Source organism: Rhizobium sp. BK251 (assembly GCF_004345245.1).
GTDB lineage: Bacteria > Pseudomonadota > Alphaproteobacteria > Rhizobiales > Rhizobiaceae > Rhizobium.
Map to the genome: position 1 here is coordinate 536472 of NZ_SLUQ01000004.1, position 15834 is coordinate 552305.

General features: G+C 61.1%; 14 protein-coding genes. 7 read left to right on the top strand and 7 right to left on the bottom strand.

What is annotated here, in order from left to right; all coding sequences use genetic code 11:
- Positions 1-53 precede the first annotated feature (53 nt).
- The 3 genes from EV286_RS12475 (at position 54) to EV286_RS12485 (ending at position 1330) form a co-directional block, all read left to right on the top strand.
- Entirely contained in the window at positions 54-281 is a 228-nt protein-coding gene (locus tag EV286_RS12475) for a DUF1674 domain-containing protein (protein WP_132957437.1), read from the top strand.
- A 58-nt stretch (positions 282-339) separates the two neighbouring features.
- Complete coding sequence (locus EV286_RS12480) at positions 340-720, top strand: hypothetical protein (RefSeq protein ID WP_132957438.1); 381 nt, start codon at positions 340-342, stop codon at positions 718-720.
- 160 nt (positions 721-880) lie between these two features.
- Complete coding sequence (locus EV286_RS12485) at positions 881-1330, top strand: thermonuclease family protein (protein WP_132957439.1); 450 nt, start codon at positions 881-883, stop codon at positions 1328-1330.
- A gap of 39 nt (positions 1331-1369) precedes the next feature.
- Here EV286_RS12485 and acs read toward each other — a convergent pair whose 3' ends face one another.
- A complete protein-coding gene (gene acs / locus EV286_RS12490) occupies positions 1370-3328 on the bottom strand; it encodes an acetate--CoA ligase (protein ID WP_132957440.1) in 1959 nt (652 codons plus the stop codon).
- Positions 3329-3556: 228 nt separating this feature from the next.
- Here acs and EV286_RS12495 point away from each other — a divergent pair, with 228 nt between their 5' ends.
- Positions 3557-4264 (top strand): DUF1013 domain-containing protein, encoded by a 708-nt coding sequence (locus EV286_RS12495; RefSeq protein ID WP_132957441.1) that lies wholly within the window; start codon positions 3557-3559, stop codon positions 4262-4264.
- A 72-nt stretch (positions 4265-4336) separates the two neighbouring features.
- On the opposite strand, the gene EV286_RS12500 is transcribed toward EV286_RS12495, so the two are convergent.
- Together EV286_RS12500 and EV286_RS12505 are read right to left on the bottom strand one after the other, a co-directional pair.
- The gene (locus EV286_RS12500) at positions 4337-6253 is read right to left on the bottom strand and encodes a propionyl-CoA synthetase (RefSeq protein WP_132957442.1); all 1917 of its coding nucleotides are present in this window, start codon (positions 6251-6253) and stop codon (positions 4337-4339) included.
- Positions 6254-6362: 109 nt separating this feature from the next.
- Entirely contained in the window at positions 6363-7022 is a 660-nt protein-coding gene (locus EV286_RS12505) for a YggS family pyridoxal phosphate-dependent enzyme (protein WP_132957443.1), read from the bottom strand.
- A 202-nt stretch (positions 7023-7224) separates the two neighbouring features.
- On the opposite strand from EV286_RS12505, the gene leuS reads away from it, so the two are divergent.
- The 3 genes from leuS to holA are packed head-to-tail and all read left to right on the top strand — an operon-like array spanning position 7225 to position 11419.
- Positions 7225-9855: a leucine--tRNA ligase gene (gene leuS, locus EV286_RS12510; protein WP_132957444.1), complete on the top strand. Its 2631-nt coding sequence runs from the start codon at positions 7225-7227 to the stop codon at positions 9853-9855.
- On the top strand, positions 9845-10366 hold the full coding sequence (gene lptE / locus EV286_RS12515) for an LPS assembly lipoprotein LptE (RefSeq protein WP_207909809.1): 522 nt from the start codon (positions 9845-9847) through the stop codon (positions 10364-10366). The genes leuS and lptE overlap by 11 nt, the downstream gene beginning before the upstream one ends.
- A gap of 9 nt (positions 10367-10375) precedes the next feature.
- On the top strand, positions 10376-11419 hold the full coding sequence (gene holA, locus EV286_RS12520; protein ID WP_132957445.1) for a DNA polymerase III subunit delta: 1044 nt from the start codon (positions 10376-10378) through the stop codon (positions 11417-11419).
- A 71-nt stretch (positions 11420-11490) separates the two neighbouring features.
- On the opposite strand, the gene EV286_RS12525 is transcribed toward holA, so the two are convergent.
- Genes EV286_RS12525 through mnmG form a run of 4 tightly spaced genes read right to left on the bottom strand, consistent with a single transcriptional unit; the run spans position 11491 to position 15744 of the window.
- On the bottom strand, positions 11491-12375 hold the full coding sequence (locus EV286_RS12525; protein WP_132957446.1) for a ParB/RepB/Spo0J family partition protein: 885 nt from the start codon (positions 12373-12375) through the stop codon (positions 11491-11493).
- Positions 12376-12413: 38 nt separating this feature from the next.
- Complete coding sequence (locus EV286_RS12530) at positions 12414-13202, bottom strand: ParA family protein (protein ID WP_132957538.1); 789 nt, start codon at positions 13200-13202, stop codon at positions 12414-12416.
- A 13-nt stretch (positions 13203-13215) separates the two neighbouring features.
- Complete coding sequence (gene rsmG, locus EV286_RS12535; RefSeq protein ID WP_132957447.1) at positions 13216-13839, bottom strand: 16S rRNA (guanine(527)-N(7))-methyltransferase RsmG; 624 nt, start codon at positions 13837-13839, stop codon at positions 13216-13218.
- A gap of 27 nt (positions 13840-13866) precedes the next feature.
- Complete coding sequence (mnmG, locus tag EV286_RS12540; RefSeq protein ID WP_132957448.1) at positions 13867-15744, bottom strand: tRNA uridine-5-carboxymethylaminomethyl(34) synthesis enzyme MnmG; 1878 nt, start codon at positions 15742-15744, stop codon at positions 13867-13869.
- Positions 15745-15834 lie beyond the last annotated feature (90 nt).

Here is a 15834-nt window from a genome sequence, read left to right on the forward strand (position 1 = left end):
TATGATTTGGTTATTCGCCACTCGTTTTCAATATTTTCCAGGTGGAGAGCGCAATGCAGACAGCGGACAACGACAATACCCAGGCGAGCGAAGAGGATCTGCCCTCAGCCGCCGCCCGCAAACCGCTGTCGCCTGCCGCTAAGCGCGCGCTGGCCGAGGCCGAAGAGCGCAGGAAAAATGCCAAGCCCGCGGATCTGCCTCCGGAGATCGGCGGACGCGGTGGCGCCGAGCCCTCGCGCTTCGGCGACTACGAGATCAACGGGCGAGCGATCGATTTCTGAGCAAGCGCGATCGAGAATCGGGTAGTTGGGAATTTCCGGGCGAGTCAGGAGATTGCAGTTGGCTAGAAATACATTCTCGTGGAGCGGTTCCCCTGCTCAGAAGATCAAGTCGTACAAACCCAAAAACATCGCCCAGGCGGCGCAGAACAAGGCTCTCGCGATCGAAGCGCTTGATAAGGGTGTCTGCATCTCCCTGACATATGAAGGCCTGCCCAGAATCGCCGAAGTTCATACGGTAGGCACCACGACCGCATTCAAGCCGGCGATGAACGCCTTTCAAGTGGATGGCGAAAGCAATACCCCTCCCGTTCCTGGCTGGCGCCTCTTCTTTTTCGATGAATGCTTCGATGTCGCCTTGACGGCGACCCCGTCGACGGCGCCTCGCGCCGACTACAAGAAGGGCGCGAAACAGTTCCGGAAGGTTGATAGGGAAGTCTAGGGACCGATCGACATGAGCCGTCTGCACACGGCAACTCGATACGCGCGGAGCGAAGTTCACGGTGTTCTGAACGGGATATTGCGAAAATCCCGAATGTCGATTTAATACATAAGTAAATATTCCTATTGACTTCCGTCCGAGATCGGAATTTATTCCTTTCATGGCCCGCTCACTCTCGATTCTCGTTCTGTTATCACTGCTGATTTCGTCCGCTGCCCTTGCGAGCGACGAGATCGAGGGACCTGTTTCGGCGGAAATCGTGCGGGTGATCGACGGCGACACATTGCTGGTGGAGGCGATGCCCTGGCCGCAGCAGACGATCGAGGTCTATGTGCGCCTGCGTGACATCGACGCGCCGGAGATCCATTCGCGATGCGAGGAAGTCCGTAATGCCGGCCTGCGTGCCCGTGATGAGCTGCAGCAGCTCGTGGCGGCCTCCAGGCAAGTGCAGCTGACCAGGATTTCGGGAGACAAGTATTTCGGGCGCATCCTTGCCGATATCAGAACGGGCGATGGCCGGAATCCGGCTCAGGATCTGCTTTCGGAAGGCTATGTCCGGCCCTATGACGGCGGCCGCAAGCCGAAAGTGGCCTGCGCCGGCGACGAATAGCAGCCGCCCCGGCGGACCGGAGCGGCGTTTCTAGAGACTTTATGCGGCGTTCGCCTTGTTCTGGCGATTGGCGATGAGGTCGTCCACGACGGCGGGATCGGCAAGCGTCGATGTATCGCCGAGCGAGCCGAAATCGTCCTCGGCGATCTTGCGCAGGATACGGCGCATGATCTTGCCGGAGCGAGTCTTCGGCAGACCGGGAGCGAACTGGATCTTGTCAGGCGATGCAATCGGGCCGATCTCGGTCCTGACATGCTTGACGAGATCCTGGCGCAACGCCTCCGAGCCCTCCTGTCCGGCCATCAGCGTCACATAGCAATAGATGCCCTGGCCTTTGATCGAATGCGGATAGCCAACGACCGCGGCCTCCGAGACCAGATGATGCGAGACGAGCGCCGATTCCACCTCTGCGGTGCCGAGGCGATGGCCCGAGACGTTCAGCACGTCGTCGACGCGACCGGTGATCCAGTAATAGCCGTCCTCGTCGCGCCGGCAGCCGTCACCGGTGAAATACTTGCCCTTGTAGGTGGAGAAGTAGGTCTGGATGAAGCGCTGGTGATCGCCGTAGACGCTGCGCATCTGGCCAGGCCAGCTATCCGTGATGCAGAGATTGCCGTCGGCCGGACCTTCCAGCACCTTCCCCTCGTTGTCGACCAGCTGCGGCTTGACCCCGAAGAAGGGCAGGGTTGCAGAGCCCGGCTTGAGGTCCATGGCGCCCGGCAGCGGCGTGATCATGTGGCCGCCGGTTTCCGTCTGCCACCACGTATCGACGATCGGGCAGCGCCCATCGCCCACGACATTGTAGTACCACTCCCAGGCTTCCGGATTGATCGGCTCACCGACAGTACCGAGAAGACGCAGGCTGGAGCGCGAGGAGCGCTTCACGAAATGATCGCCGGCTCCCATCAGGGAGCGGATTGCTGTCGGCGCGGTGTAGAAGATATTGACCTTGTGCTTGTCGATAATCTCCCAGAAGCGACCCTGATCCGGGAAGTTGGGCACGCCCTCGAACATCAGCGAGGTCGCGCAGTTCGCAAGCGGGCCATAGACGATGTAGGAATGCCCGGTAACCCAGCCGACATCAGCCGTGCACCAGTAGATGTCTCCGTCGTGATAGTCGAAGACATATTCATGGGTCATCGCGGCATAGACGAGATAGCCGCCGGTGGTGTGTAGCACGCCCTTCGGCTTGCCCGTCGAGCCGGAGGTATAGAGGATGAAGAGCGGGTCTTCCGCCTTCATCTTCACCGGCGGGCATTCGGGCTTAACGGTAGCGACTTCCTGGTGGTACCAGAGGTCTCGGCCGGGCGCCCAGCCGGTCTTGCCGCCGGTGCGGCGCACGACCAGGACCTTGTTGACGATGACGAACTGCTTGGCGGCGATGTCGATGGCCGTGTCGGTATTCTCCTTGAGCGGCACGGGCTTGCCGCCACGCACGCCTTCGTCGCAGGTGATGACGAAGGTCGACTGGCAATCGACGATGCGGCCGGCCAGCGCATCCGGCGAGAAGCCACCGAAGACAACCGAATGGACGGCACCGATGCGGGCGCAGGCCAGCATCGCATAGGCCGCCTCGGGGATCATCGGCATGTAGATGGTGACGCGGTCGCCCTTCTTGACCCCATGCTTCTTCAGCACGTTCGCGAGTCGGCAGACATGGTCGTAAAGCTCGTTATAGGTGACCTTCTTGTCGATATAGGGGTTGTCGCCTTCCCAGATGAACGCAACACGCTCGCCATGCGTCTTCAGGTGGCGGTCGATACAGTTGTAGGAGACGTTGGTGAGACCATCCTCGAACCACTTGATCGAGACCTTGCCGGTGAACGACGTGTTCTTGACCTTCGTGTAGGGCTTGTACCAGTCGATGCGCTTTCCGTGCTTGCCCCAGAACTTGTCCGGATCCTCGACGCTTTCCTCGTACCATTTCAGGTACTTCGCGTGATCGATCAGGGCACGGCTCTTCACCGGCTTGAGAACCGGATAGACTTTTTCCGACATGGACTCCTCCTCGCAGAACTGGATCGCCGGCCTTTCGAAATGGGTCGCGGCGTGTCTCACCGACGATTCATAGCAGGTCGTCGCCGGTCAGCAATTAGACAAAGGTCAGTTCACCATGAAGATTTGCATTTCTGTGGCACAGGGGTTATATAGCGCGCTAATTCCCGGAAAAATGTGGTGAGACCCACCGACCGCGACACCGGCGCGGACGACAGAAGGACTATATCCATGGCTCAACAACTGCTCATGCCGAAGGCGACTGCCATCTGGCTCGTCGACAATACGGCACTGTCTTTCGACCAGATCGCCCAGTTCTGCAAGCTGCATCCGCTCGAGGTCAAAGCAATTGCCGATGGCGAGGCGGCGCAGGGGATCAAGGGCCTGGATCCGATTTCGACTGGCCAGCTCTCCCGCGACGAGATCGCGCGCGCCGAGGCCAATCCGAACCACAAGCTGAAGCTTTCCGAGCCGAAGGTCCGCGTGCCCGAATCCAAGCGCCGCGGTCCGCGCTACACGCCGGTCTCGAAGCGGCAGGATCGTCCGAACGCCATTCTCTGGCTGGTGCGCAACCATCCCGAACTCAAGGACGCGCAGATCTCCCGCCTCGTCGGCACGACGAAGTCGACCATCGAACAGATCCGCGACCGCACTCACTGGAACTCCACCAACCTGGCGCCGATGGACCCGGTGACGCTCGGCCTCTGCAGCCAGATCGACCTGGACATGGAAGTCGAGAAGGCTGCCAAGGGCCGGCCGCTGCCGACCGCCGCCGAGATCGGCGCGACGCTGCAATCCGCGCACGAGACCGAGAAGCTTCCGACAGGCTTCGAGCGCGAGGAGGAGAAGGAAAAGGAAATCGACGCCGACGCCGTCTTCGCCAAGCTGAAGTCGCTGAAGTCCACGACCCGGGACGAAGACGAGGACGATCAATACTGATCTTCCCGCGATCCCCGCGCTTTTGAAGCCCTGGCCAGCCAAACCTGGACCGGGGCTTTTCTTTGACAGAGCCTAGGCGGGCAGCTCGCTCAGTCCATGGGCACGCAGCGCAGCGCCGATTTCGTCCAGAATCGCTGGATCGTCGATTGTCGCCGGCATCTTCCAGGGCATGCCGTCGGCAATCTTCTGCATGGTGCCGCGAAGGATCTTGCCCGAGCGTGTCTTCGGCAGCCGTTCGACCACGACGACCGTCTTGAAGGCAGCAACAGGGCCGATTTCCTCGCGCACGAGGTCGACGATCTCCCTGCCGATTGCCGATGTTTCACGGGAAACATTTTTCTTCAGGACCACGAAGCCGCAGGGAACCTGGCCCTTGATGGCGTCACAGATGCCCACGACCGCGCATTCGGCCACATCCGGATGCCGACTGCAGACCTCCTCCATGGCGCCGGTCGAGAGCCTGTGGCCGGCGCAATTGATGATGTCGTCGGTGCGCGCCATGACGAAGACATAGCCGTCCTCGTCGAGGTAGCCGGCATCGGCCGTCTTGTAGTAGCCCGGGAATTCCGAGAGACACGCGCTGCGAAAACGCTCGTCCGCACGCCAGAAGGTCTGCAAGCAGCCGGGCGGCAGCGGCAGCCGAACGACGATATTGCCAAGCACGCCACGCGCGACGGGATGGCCCTCGTCGTCGAACACGTCGAGATCATAGCCCGGCATCGGCACGGTCGGTGAGCCGTGCTTGACGGGCAGGAGACCGAGGCCGGCGGGGTTCGCGGCAATCGCCCAACCCGTTTCCGTCTGCCACCAGTGGTCTATCACCGGGACCTTCAGTTTCGACTCCGCCCATTTGAGTGTCTCCGGATCGGCACGCTCGCCGGCAAGGAAGAGCGCGCGAAACCTCTCCATGGGATAGCGGCCGATGAACTCGCCTTCCGGGTCCTCCCGGCGAATGGCGCGAAAGGCTGTCGGCGCGGTGAAGAGCACGCTGACGCCGTGCTCGTCGACGACCCGCCAGAAGGTGCCGGCGTCCGGAGTGCCGATCGGCTTTCCCTCGAAGATCACCGTAGTGACACCCGCAAGCAACGGCCCGTAAACGATATAGGAATGGCCGACCACCCAGCCGATGTCGGAGGCGGTCCAGAACACCTCACCGGGTTTCAACCCGTAGATATTCGTCACGGACCAGAGAAGCGCAGCCATGTGGCCGCCATTGTCGCGAATGACGCCTTTCGGCTGGCCGGTCGTGCCGGATGTGTAGAGGATGTAGAGCGGGTCCTCGGCGCTGACCGGCACGCAGGCAACGTCGGCGCCTTCCGCCCTTGCGGCGGCGACAGCATCCGCGAAATCCACGTCGCGTCCGGGGACCATCTCGGCAGTGAGTTGCGGACGCTGGAGAACGAGGCAATGCTCCGGCTTGTTTTCCGCGAGCTCCAGCGCATGTTCGACAAGCGGCTTGTAGGCGACGACGCGCCCCGGCTCTAGCCCGCAGCTTGCGGTGACGATGAGCTTCGCGCCGGAATCGTCGATACGGGTTGCAAGCTCGTGGGCGGCAAAGCCGCCGAAGACGACTGAGTGGATCGCGCCGATGCGGGCGCAGGCAAGCATCGAGAACACGGCCTCCGGCACCATCGGCATATAGATGATGACGCGGTCGCCCTGAGTGACGCCAAGTCCGAGCAGGACCGCGGCGATCGCCTTCACCTCCGCAAGCACCTCGGCGTAGGTCCAGGCTGCCTTGGTTCCGGTCATGGCGCTGTCGAAGATAACGGCGTTGTCGGCCCCGCGGCCCGCCGCCACATGCCTGTCGAGGCAATTATGGCAGGTGTTCGTCTTGCCACCCGCGAACCATCGCCCGTAGACGCCCTCGCTGCTGGTGAACACTTCCCGCGGAGGACGGAACCAGTCGAGCGCTGCCGCTGCCTCCCGCCAGAAGCCGTCAGGATCCTCCTTCCAGGCAGAATAGACCTGATGATATCTGCTCTGCATGCGCTCCTCCCACAGAACTCCGCCGGCCGATCTCCCGATGCCGGCAGTCTAGGTGAGGAGTATGGCGCGAGGAAGCCCGACGAAAGCCCTAAGACGAAGGGGCGATGCGTCAGCGCGCGCCGAAGATGGCCGAACCGACCCGCACGCTCGTTGCGCCGAAGGCGATCGCGGTCTCGAAATCACCGGACATGCCCATCGACAACTTGTCGAGACCGCAACGCGCCGAGAGCTTTGCAAGCAGGGCAAAATACGGGCCCGGATTTTCCTCGGCTGGAGGAATGCACATCAATCCCTCGATCGAAAGACCAAGCTCCTCGCGGCAGAGGCGGACGAACTCGACCGTATCAGCGGGTGCGATGCCAGCCTTCTGGGGTTCATGCCCGATATTGACCTGGACGTAGAGGCGCAGGCTGCGGCCCTGGCGCTCCATCTCCTCGGCGATCGCGCGGGCGATCTTCTCGCGGTCGACCGTTTCGATCACATTGAAGAGCGCAACCGCCTCGGCCGTCTTGTTGGATTGCAACGGCCCAATGAGATGCAGTTCAAGCTCCGGCGTCTCGGCCTTGAGTTCCGGCCACTTGCCCTGGCTTTCCTGGACGCGGTTTTCGCCGAAGACGCGCTGCCCGGCCACGATCGCAGGGCGGATGGCGTCGGCATCGAAGGTCTTGGAGACCGCGACCAGCTGCACCGAGCCCGGACTGCGCCCGGACTGCCGCTCCGCCGTCGAGATCCGCGCCCTTACCTCGTCCAGCCGATCTTGAAGTTCCATTGTCGCCGTCCCAATTCAAATACCGAATTTCAATCGACAACGAACTAGACAGACGCTCGCCGCTTGCCAAGCCCTCCGCCGCCGAATCCAGCTTCCAGGGCCAAGTTTGAACGCTTCCGCGACCCTCTAAACTTGACGCTTCGGGTGTTTCATGATGAAGGTCACGGCCAATCCTCCCCTGATTTCCGGAAACAAGATTACAATGGCTACCGAACGTTACAATCCGCGCGATGCCGAGCCTCGCTGGCAGGAAAAGTGGAACGAGGAAAAGGTCTTCGTTACCGACAACGCCGATCCGCGCGAAAAGTACTACGTGCTAGAAATGTTTCCGTATCCTTCCGGGCGCGTTCATATGGGCCATGTGCGCAACTACGCCATGGGCGACGTCGTAGCGCGCTACAAGCGTGCGCGCGGCTTCAACGTCCTCCATCCCATGGGCTGGGACGCCTTCGGCATGCCGGCAGAGAACGCCGCCATGGAGCGCGGCGTACATCCGGCTACCTGGACCTACCAGAACATCGCCTCGATGAAGGCCCAGCTGAAGGCCATGGGCCTGTCGCTCGACTGGAGTCGCGAGTTCGCCACTTGCGATGTGGCCTACTACCAGCACCAGCAGCACCTGTTCCTGGATTTCCTCGATAAGGGCCTCGTCTATCGCAAGCAGTCGAAGGTCAACTGGGACCCGGTCGACAACACCGTTCTCGCCAACGAGCAGGTGATCGACGGCCGTGGCTGGCGCTCAGGTGCACTCGTCGAGCAGCGCGAGCTGACGCAGTGGTTCTTCAAGATTACCGATTTCAGCCAGGATCTCTTGGATGCGCTGGAGACGCTCGACCAGTGGCCGGAGAAGGTCCGCCTGATGCAGAAGAACTGGATCGGCCGGTCCGAGGGACTGACGATCCGCTGGGAGATCGTGCCCGAGACCGCCCCGGGCGAAACACGTGAGGTTAACGTCTATACCACGCGGCCCGACACGCTGTTTGGCGCCTCCTTCCTGGCGATTGCGGCCGATCATCCGCTCGCCAAGGAAGCAGCGGCCGGGAATCCGGCTATCGAAGCGTTCGCCGAGGAGTGCCGCCGCGCCGGAACCTCGCTCGCGGCGCTGGAGACCGCCGAGAAGAAGGGCATGGACACCGGCATCCGCGTCGTCCACCCGCTGGATTCTTCCTGGCAGCTGCCGGTTTACATCGCGAACTTCGTGCTGATGGACTATGGCACCGGCGCGATCTTCGGCTGCCCCTCCGGCGATCAGCGCGACCTCGACTTTGCCCGGAAATACGATCTTCCGGTCGTCCCAGTCGTCATGCCCAGGGATGCCGATGCGGCGAGCTTCACCGTCGGCGACGTTGCCTATGATGGCGACGGCGTGATGATCAATTCGCGCTTTCTCGACGGCATGGATACAGTCGCGGCCTTCGAGGCCGTGGCCGACAAGCTGTCCGGCACCATGATCGGCAACCAGCCGCAGGGCGAACGCAAGGTGAATTTCCGCCTGCGCGATTGGGGCATCTCCCGCCAGCGTTACTGGGGATGCCCGATCCCGGTCATCCATTGCGAGGCCTGCGGCGTCGTACCCGTTCCGAAGAAGGACCTGCCGGTGAAGCTGCCGGATGACGTCACCTTCGACCAGCCCGGAAATCCGCTGGATCGCCATCCGACCTGGCGCCATGTCTCCTGCCCGAACTGCGGCAAGGATGCCCGCCGCGAGACGGACACGATGGATACCTTCGTCGACTCGAGCTGGTATTTCACGCGTTTCACCGCGCCCTGGGAGACCCAGCCGACAGACAAGGCCGCCGCTGACCGCTGGCTGCCGGTAGACCAGTATATTGGCGGCATCGAGCACGCGATCCTTCACCTGCTCTATTCTCGCTTCTTCACGCGTGCGATGCGTGAAACGGGCCATGTCGATGCGGTCGAGCCCTTCAAGGGCCTGTTTACACAGGGGATGGTCGTCCACGAGACCTATAGCCGCGGCGAAGGCATGACCCGAGAATGGATCCCGCCGAACGAAATAAGCATCGACGAAATCGAGGGACGCCGCCGCGCCGTCCACCTGTCGACGGGCGAAGAGATCCACATCGGCTCCATCGAGAAGATGTCGAAATCCAAGAAGAACGTCGTGGATCCGGACGACATCATCGCCTCCTACGGCGCCGACACTGCACGCTTCTTCGTGCTTTCGGATTCACCGCCAGACCGCGACGTGATCTGGTCCGAGGCAGGCGTAGAAGGCGCACATCGTTTCACCCAGCGCGTCTGGCGGCTGATTTCGGACGCCGCGGAAGGCCTGTCCGATGTCGAGCCGAATCCGGCTAAGGATGGCGAGGCACTCGCCGTTTCGCAGGCAGCACACAGGACGCTCAAGGCCGTTCAGGGCGACTACGACAAGCTTGCGTTCAACAAGGCGGTCGCCCGTATATACGAACTCGTCAACACGCTGGCCGGGCCGCTCGCCAAGGTGGCTGCGGGCGATGCAGACGCCACCTATCGTGCTGCGGTTCGCAACGCTGCGGAGATCCTCATCCAGATCGTGGCGCCGATGACACCGCATCTGGCCGAGGAATGTTGGGCGACGATCGGCAACACGGGACTGCTGGCTCAGACAGACTGGCCGGTCTTCGACGAGGCGTTGGTGGCCGAAAACGAGGTGATGCTGCCCGTGCAGATCAATGGCAAGAAGCGCGCCGAATTGACAATCGCGCGCGACGCAGATCAGAATGCCGTGCAGGCGGCAGTGCTTTCCCTCGAAGCGGTGAAGAATGCATTGAACGGTCAGGCGCCGAAGAAAATCATCGTGGTTCCGCAAAGGATTGTAAACATTGTCGTCTGATTTTGCTGTGAAGGCGCGCCGCGCGCTGGGAATGGTGGCGATCGTGGCGCTCGGCTTTGCGCTTTCGGCCTGCCAGGTTCGCCCGCTTTACTCGGAGACCAATGGTGTCGCGGGCAAGTTGTCGTCAGTTTCCTTCTCCGATCCCGCTTCGCGCGTCGGGCAGGAGGTGCGCAACCGGCTCGTGTTCCTCACCGGACGCGGCGCCGGCGAACCGGTGAAGGCCGAATACAATGTCGATCTTCGCGTGAGCTCGGTTGCAGCCGGCGTACTCTACGTCCAATCCTCGGACACATCGCTGGCTGGTCGCGTCACCGTAACCGCCGACTACACACTGAGACGTGCAAGTGACGGGCAGGTTATTAAGGCGGGTAACCGTTCCGCGATCTCGCTTGTCGATTTCCCGGTCCAGGAATTCGCCAAGCTCCGCGCAATTCGCGATGGTGAAAACCGCGCGGCCCGCGAAGTCGCCGACCTCGTCGGAGCGGATATCGCGGCCGCCCTCGGCCGGTAGGGCAGGGCGGTGACCGAAATCAAATCCCACGAGTTCGAGGGATTTCTGCAGAAGGCCACGCAGAGCTACCGGATCTTCGTCATCTATGGTCCGGACCGTGGCCTTGTCTCCGAACGCGCCGGTATGATTGCGGCGAAGACTGGCGTCTCGCTCAGCGATCCCTTTTCCGTCATAAAGCTGGAGGCTTCCGACCTTCAGAAAGAGCCCGGACGCGTGCTCGACGAGGTGAACGCGCTCGGCCTCTTCGGTGGCGATCGGTTGATCTGGATTCGGGGAGCAGCAAACGAAAAAGCGCTCATCGATTCGCTTCAGGAAATTGCCGCGAACCCGCCTGAGGGCAGCTTTCTCGTCATCGAGGCCGGCGACCTCAAGAAGACATCGGGGCTGCGGAAAGCCGCCGAAAGCGCTCGCACGGTCGTGGCGATACTTTGCTATGCCGACGATGCTCGCGCCCTCAACGCGCTAATAGACGCCGAACTTGCCGCCGAGAACCTCCGCATCAGCCCTGCCGCACGCGAACGGCTTCTGGAATCGCTCGGTGGCGACCGCATCGCCTCCAGGAACGAGATACGGAAGCTGGCGCTCTACGGTCGCGGTCTTGCGATCGTCGAAGAGGAGCATGTGGCCGAAATCATCGGCGATGCGAGCGCCGTCTCGGTGGATGACGCTGTCGACGCGATCCTGGGGGGAGATACGGCGGCTTTTACCGAAGCAATGCGCAAGATTATCGCCTCCAAGACCGCCGTCTTTCTGGTCCTGCGCGGCTGCCTTAGGCAATTTCAGTTGCTAGACGTCATGCGTGCGGAGATGGACGAGAAGCGCCTCCAGCCCGGCCAGGTGATGCAGACGCTCGGTCGGCATCTGCATTTCCGCAGGAAGCCCGTATTCGAGAAGGCGCTACGAAACTGGACGTCCCCGGCAATTGCAAGGGAGATGAACCGCCTGCAGGCCGCGATCCTATCCACCCGCAAACGTCAGAGCCTGGAGGACAGTATCGCACTCCAAACGCTGCTCTCCACAACTCTTCAATCCGGCAGGAAGAGCGGGGCTTGACCAAACCAGCCGCAGGTCAGCGGGGAGGTGGTCGATATTGGCTACCGCAACTACAAACGCGCTTGCGCGATTCAGTGCCGTTCAAGTAGCCGGCAAATCTCCTCAAGCTGTTCGAGCGACTTGTAGTTGATCCGGACCTGTCCGCCGCTGCCTTTGTGATTAATCGCCACCTCGAGCCCAAGTGCATCCGAAAGGGTGCGTTCAAGTGCCAAGGTATCGGAATCCTTCTGGTCGCGCGCGGGGGCCATCATCTGTGGCGCACTCTGCTGTTTGATATCGTGCTGCGCAAGTCTCTCCGCGTCGCGCACGGACATGCCCTTGGAAACGATCGTGCGGGCGAGCGCCGCGGGATCAGAGGTTGAGACCAGGGCGCGCGCATGACCGGCCGACAGGCTGCCCGCAGCGAGCATATCCCGAACCGGATCAGGGAGTTTCAACAGACGAAGCGAGTTCGCCACGTGGCTGCGACTCTTGCCGATGATCTCCCCGAGATCGTTCTGCGTGTAGCCGTATTCTGCGATGAGCTGCTCATAGCCGAGCGCTTCTTCCAGCGCATTCAGATCGGCACGCTGCACGTTCTCGACGATTGCGATCTCCAGCGCAGTCTTGTCATCGACATCGCGGACGATGACCGGAATCTCGACGAGCCCCGCGAGCTGTGCCGCACGCCAACGTCGTTCGCCGGCTATGATTTCGTAACGCTCGGTTCCAATTGTGCGCACGACGATCGGCTGGACAATACCATGCTGTCGGATGGAGCTCGCCAGATCGTGTAGCTCGCTATCATCGAAATGGCGACGAGGGTTGCGGGGGTTGCGGCTGACGAATTCGATGGGCACAAGGCGATCGGCACTTACCAGCGACCGGCCGGTATCGACCGGAGTCGTCTGGTCCATCTCGCCGATCAGCGCAGCCAATCCGCGGCCGAGCCGCCGCTTCGACATATCATCGTTCATCGCTTCCCTTTCTCGAACTTAGAACCGACAAGCCGCTCTCAGGCGGCCCGACGAAGGCGCTCGCGCTGGATGACTTCCGAGGCGAGTTGCAGGTAAGCCTGACTGCCCGCGCATTTCAGGTCGTACAGGATTGCCGGTTTGCCATAGGATGGCGCCTCCGACACGCGTACGTTGCGCGGAATCAACGTGTGGTATACCTTCTCACCAAGATGCGTGCGCACATCGCTGACGACCTGCTGCGCCAGGTTGTTTCTTGCATCGAACATGGTGAGGACGATACCCTGGATATCGAGATTCGGGTTAACCGTCCGTCGAACCTGGTCGACCGTCTCCAGAAGCTGACTCAGCCCTTCCAGCGCAAAGAACTCGCACTGCAACGGCACGAGAACGGAATGCGCCGCCGCCATTGCATTCATCGTCAGCAGGTTGAAGGAAGGTGGGCAATCGACCAGCACATAGTCGAAGCCGGCCGCCTCAGATAGTGCGCGCTTTAGACGGAAGACACGATCGCCATGCTGTGCGATTTCCATCTCGATGCCCAGGAGGTCCATGGTCGATGGAATGATGAAAAGGTTCGGCACGGCGGTCGGCAATACCGCATCGAGTACGCCATGGCTCCCGATGAGAAGGTCGTAGGACGAAAGCTTGCGCTCGCGACGTTCAATCCCCAGGCCTGTGCTCGCATTGCCTTGCGGATCCAGGTCTACGATAAGCACCCGCTCACCTATCGCCGCGAGTGCCGTCGCCAGATTAATCGCGGTCGTTGTCTTTCCAACGCCGCCCTTCTGGTTCGCTATAGTGATAATCCGGTTCTTTTCGCCTACCATCGCCGCCATCCGATCAAGATTGACTGCCGCGCCGCAAATTCCGGATTTCCAAAACGACCGAATCCGCGTCGACCACACTTCTGTGTTCTACCAGATCAAAATCCCAGCGGCCACGCGTCTTTTCGATTTCGGAGGCGTAATCCCGGCCTTTGTGAAAATAGCCGGTGGCATTATTTCCTGCGCTAAGCCACGGCTCCGAATATTCGAGCAGGAGATCGAGTTCAGCGACGGCACGGGCAGAAAGCGCATCACAGGCCGGCAGCTGCAGCTGCGCCTCCTCGATCCGCATGGCCTCGACCGAGCCGCGGGCGCCGGTCTCGCTGAGAGCCTGACGCAGAAATGCAGCTTTCTTCCGATTACTCTCCACCAAATGAACCCAGCCGGAGCCCAGTTCGGCCAGAAAAATCGCCGTAATCACGCCCGGAAAACCACCCCCGCTTCCCAGGTCAATCCAGGTCACCGGCGCCGGACGAAGCTGGAAAATCTGAGCGCTGTCTGCGATGTGCCGCTGCCAGAGATCCGGCAGCGTGGATGGCGCGACAAGATTGATTGATCGGGCCCATTTCTGGAAAAGCTCTGCGAAATGCTGTAGTCGCGCCTGTGTTTCACGTGAAACACGTACTCCGTTCAACTCCATACAGGGACTCTCCAGCGTTGTTGCAGATTAAGCCGACTGCTGAAATTGCGCATCACCCTTGCGCAAATAGGCGAGAATCAGCGAGATCGCCGCCGGCGTCATCCCGTCGACCCGGCTTGCCTGGGCAATATTGAAGGGACGAGCCCGGGTCAGCTTCTGCTTCAGCTCATTCGAGAGACCTGCAAGCGAGCCGAAGTCGAAGTCGCCCGGTAGCACTCTATCTTCATCTCTACGCGCATCTGCGATGTCGCGTGACTGTCGCTGCATATAGACGGCATACGACGCTTCGATCTCCAATGCGGACGCGACACGCTTGTCCAATGATTTCAGCTCAGGCCAGTGCTGGGACAGGCCTTCGACCGATTGCTCCGCATAGGACAGAAGGTCGTAGGCGCTGCGACGTTGCCCGTCCTGGTTGATATGCAGGCCCACTTTCGCACCTTCAGAAGGTGTAAGACTCCGCGCCTTCAGCAGCTCACGGCCGCGTTCGAGCGCTAAGTTGTGCGCCTCATATCGATCAGACCGTGCCTTACCTATACAGCCGAGCGCCAGGCCAAAGGGCGTCAGGCGCGTGTCGGCATTATCGACACGAAGCGACAGGCGATACTCGGCTCGGGACGTAAACATCCGGTAGGGCTCAGCAACACCACGAGATGTCAGGTCGTCGATCATCACGCCGATATAAGACGATGTCCGGCTAAAATGGCAAGGCGCCGAGCCGCAGGACGCAAGCGCTGCGTTTAGGCCCGCCACCAGACCCTGCGCACCCGCCTCCTCATATCCGGTCGTACCGTTGATCTGGCCGGCCAGAAACAATCCTGGGACTCGCTTGACTTCAAGGGCAGGGGTGAGTTCCCGCGGATCGACATGATCATATTCGATCGCATAGCCCGGCTGCCGGATCGCCACGCGCTCCAAACCCGGAATGGTTCTGATGAATTCTGCCTGGATCGACGCCGGCAGCGACGTCGAGATGCCATTCGGATAGATCGTATCGTCGTCGAGACCCTCAGGCTCGAGGAATATCTGGTGTCCGTCGCGTTCGCCGAACTTGACGATCTTGTCCTCGATCGAGGGACAATAGCGCGGGCCTACACCCTCGATCTGCCCCGAATACATGGCCGATCTGGCGAGATTATCACTGATGATCTTGTGGGTGGCGGCCGTCGTGCGCGTAACACCACACTCGATCTGTGGATTCACGATACGATCGGTCATGAAGGAGAATGGAATAGGATCTTCGTCCGCGCCCTGCCGCCCGACAGCCGACCAATCGATCGTCTTGCCATCAAGACGCGCGGGCGTCCCCGTCTTCAGACGGCCGAGCCGCAATCCGAAGCCATAGAGCGTGGCCGACAACCCGACAGAAGGGTCCTCGCCGACGCGGCCCGCAGGAATCTTCTCATCGCCGATATGAATAAGCCCACGCAGGAATGTGCCCGTTGTCAGGACGACAGCACCGGTCTCCAATACGCGGCCATCCTTCATGATGACCGCGCTCACACGGTCACCTGCGAGGCCGAGGTCGAAAGCATCTCCCTCGATGATCTCGAGATTCGCAATCTCCGCAAGTTCGGCCTGCATTGCTTCGCGATAGAGTTTCCGGTCAGCCTGCGTGCGCGGCCCGCGCACCGCTGGACCCTTCTTGCGGTTGAGCATCCGAAACTGGATGCCGGCGGCATCCGCGACGCGGCCCATCAGCCCGTCCATAGCATCGATTTCCCGGACAAGATGACCCTTGCCGAGTCCACCGATGGCGGGGTTACAAGACATGACGCCAATTGTGCTTCGCTTGTGCGTGACCAGCGCTACGCGCGCGCTGAGTCGTGCGGCCGCAGCCGCAGCTTCGCAACCAGCATGGCCGCCGCCGATAACAATAACGTCGTATTTGTTTTCGCTACGCATATCGCCTGCTCCGCAAGTGGCTCGGTCATCGCCGGATAAATTGCATCTGTCAAGGCGTTTCACGTGAAACAGCCGCGCTCGAGCTCAACG